The 2,232-nt window shown below is 24.6% G+C and carries 5 protein-coding genes; 2 read left to right on the top strand and 3 right to left on the bottom strand.

Annotation, left to right across the window (positions count from 1 at the left end):
- Positions 1-391: hypothetical protein (locus tag AMN81_RS02085; protein WP_072090488.1), on the top strand; the 391-nt coding region annotated here is incomplete at its 5' end.
- Here the strand turns inward: AMN81_RS02085 and AMN81_RS06375 are convergent.
- Positions 388-525 (bottom strand): hypothetical protein, encoded by a 138-nt coding sequence (locus AMN81_RS06375; protein WP_179850557.1) that lies wholly within the window; start codon positions 523-525, stop codon positions 388-390. The genes AMN81_RS02085 and AMN81_RS06375 overlap by 4 nt on opposite strands.
- Before the next feature lie 11 nt (positions 526-536).
- Positions 537-1,094, bottom strand: coding sequence for a histidine phosphatase family protein (locus AMN81_RS02080; protein ID WP_072090487.1), 558 nt, complete (start codon positions 1,092-1,094; stop codon positions 537-539).
- A 2-nt stretch (positions 1,095-1,096) separates the two neighbouring features.
- On the opposite strand from AMN81_RS02080, the gene AMN81_RS02075 reads away from it, so the two are divergent.
- Complete coding sequence (locus tag AMN81_RS02075) at positions 1,097-1,777, top strand: uracil-DNA glycosylase (protein WP_072090486.1); 681 nt, start codon at positions 1,097-1,099, stop codon at positions 1,775-1,777.
- On the opposite strand, the gene AMN81_RS02070 is transcribed toward AMN81_RS02075, so the two are convergent.
- A complete protein-coding gene (locus AMN81_RS02070) occupies positions 1,770-2,180 on the bottom strand; it encodes a YbgC/FadM family acyl-CoA thioesterase (RefSeq protein ID WP_072090485.1) in 411 nt (136 codons plus the stop codon). The two genes, AMN81_RS02075 and AMN81_RS02070, sit on opposite strands and share 8 nt — an antisense overlap.
- Positions 2,181-2,232: the final 52 nt, after the last annotated feature.

The following is a 2,232-nucleotide window of genomic DNA, read 5'->3' as shown; positions in this document are numbered from 1 at the left end:
TTTAATTCTAGCTCCAATTTCTAAATCATATTCAGAAATCATAATACTAAGTAAATGTGATCACAAAGAAGATAGTTTTTTGAAAAACGAATATATATTAAATCTCAATGAATTAATCATGACACGTAATTACGTTTATAATGAAAAAACTTATCAAAAATATAAGATTACTGATTTAAGTGTTAAAAAGAAAAACTCTTATGTGAGAAATATTTATGAAGAAGATGGAAAAATACTCACATTAAAACATGGATATCCACAATTTTATACTCAAATTTTATTTGAAAAAGATAAACCTGAAATATTTGTTAAGGCTGTTTTAAATGATGTTGAAAGTTTATCCAAAATCTCTACTTGTAAAAAAATAGAGAAATTTGATCAACAAAGTTAATTTTTACTTTTTTTTTCTTCTTTATTTTTTGTTAAAAATTTTTTCTTAAGTTTAAATCTGCTATTTGTAATGTTTGAACGATGTTTAGCATATGCTTGCTTTTGCGCTTGTCTCATTGCTCTTTTAGATGACATAAAAATTTAATTTAATATTCAATTTCTAAAGTATCAATAACTTTTAAGCTCTTATCTGAAATAACAATCTCTCCAGATGAAGGCGCGTAATTTAAAATGTCAGAAATCACTACATAATGAGTAACAAAAACTAAGTTTTGATCTTTATCCCAAGTGCTTATAAATTTATCAAAATCAATAATTTGCTTTTTTCTATTATTGGCAAATTTTGCACTAAAAAAAGAATTCAGAAAATTTTTAGTTTCATATTTTTTAAAAGCAATAGATGCAGTTTCTTTGCATCTGCACCATTCACTAGAATAGACTATTCCTATTGGGATTTTATTTTCCTCAAAAAAATTACCAATTTTTTGTGATTGAACCCTACCAGCATCACTTAAATTTCTTTGGGTAGCACAATCATTAATATTAAAATTATCTGGATCACCGCCGCCAGGAGCATAAGCATGTCTTATGAAAATTAATTTTCCACCTTTTTGTAATTCATTAATTAAAGTTTGTTTTGAATCTGCTTTAACTGATGAATTAATACATATAAATATTATAATTAAATAATTTAAAATTTTCATTTATGAACATTAAAATAGATAATTTAAATAAAACAATTCTTAAATGTAAAAAATGCCCAAGGCTTGTTAATTTTATAAAAAAAATTTCAACAGAAAAAAGAAAGCAGAATAAAAATGAAACTTACTGGGGAAAGCCAGTTACAGGTTTTGGTGCAATTGATGCAAAAATTTTAATAATTGGATTAGCCCCTGCAGCACATGGGGGAACAAGAACTGGAAGAGCTTTTACAGGTGATAAATCTGGAGATTTTTTATTTAAATGTTTATTTAAGGCTAAAATATCAAATCAACCAAATTCAGAAAACCTAAATGATGGTCTTAAATTAAAATCAACATATATTACTAATATTTTAAAATGTGTTCCTCCAGGAGACAAACCTAAAATAGAAGAACTAAATAATTGTTCAAAATATTTTGATAGTGAGATTTATAATTTAAAAAAATTAAAAACTATTATTGCCTTAGGAAAGGTGGCATTTGATAATTGTGTTAAATTTTATAAAAAAAAATATACTTTTAATCAAAAGATAAAATTTATTCATGGAAAATCCTATTTACTACCAGGAAATATTAAACTAATTGCCTGTTATCACCCTAGCCCTAGAAATGTAAACACTAAGCTTGTATCTGAGAGAATGATTGTAGATTTATTTAAAAAAGCTAGGAAAATATCTATTAACTAGAAGTGTACGGTTTAAAGTCTAATAAAATTTTTTCTGGCATTTTTACTGGTTTGAATTTTTCATTTATAAATACTAGATGAATTTTAGCTTCTACAATCAATTCCTCATCTTTAAATATTGATTGATTCATTAAAAAAGAAGTTTTTGATGTACTTTCAACAAAAGATTTGATTTGCAAATTATCTTCTAAATATGCAGATTTTTTATATTCAATATTGCACGATTTAACAATTATAAGAGCACCAAAATCATTTTTTATTTCTGTATTGCTTAATCCTATAGTTGATAAAGCTTCAGTTCTAGCTCTTTCTAAATATTTTAAATAGTTAGCATAGTACACGACTCCACCAGCATCTGTATCTTCATAATACACTTTAACATTATGACTAAAGTTTTTATGCATAAATTAATAATATCAAATAAATAAAAATTTAATAGAAACTAAGATATAATAT

The sequence above is a fragment of the Candidatus Pelagibacter communis genome (genome assembly GCF_001179845.1).
Lineage (GTDB): Bacteria > Pseudomonadota > Alphaproteobacteria > Pelagibacterales > Pelagibacteraceae > Pelagibacter > Pelagibacter ubique_Q.
The sequence above is the reverse complement of the archived record's forward strand: the minus strand, read 5'-3'. Positions and strand labels throughout refer to the sequence as shown.

What these genes read in the sequence shown, in the direction of transcription:
- AMN81_RS06375 (WP_179850557.1), bottom strand. Translation starts at nt 525, where the DNA reads ATGTCATCTAAAAGAGCAATGAGACAAGCGCAAAAGCAAGCATATGCT.
- AMN81_RS02080 (WP_072090487.1), bottom strand. Translation starts at nt 1,094, where the DNA reads ATGAAAATTTTAAATTATTTAATTATAATATTTATATGTATTAATTCA.
- AMN81_RS02075 (WP_072090486.1), top strand. Translation starts at nt 1,097, where the DNA reads ATGAACATTAAAATAGATAATTTAAATAAAACAATTCTTAAATGTAAA.
- AMN81_RS02070 (WP_072090485.1), bottom strand. Translation starts at nt 2,180, where the DNA reads ATGCATAAAAACTTTAGTCATAATGTTAAAGTGTATTATGAAGATACA.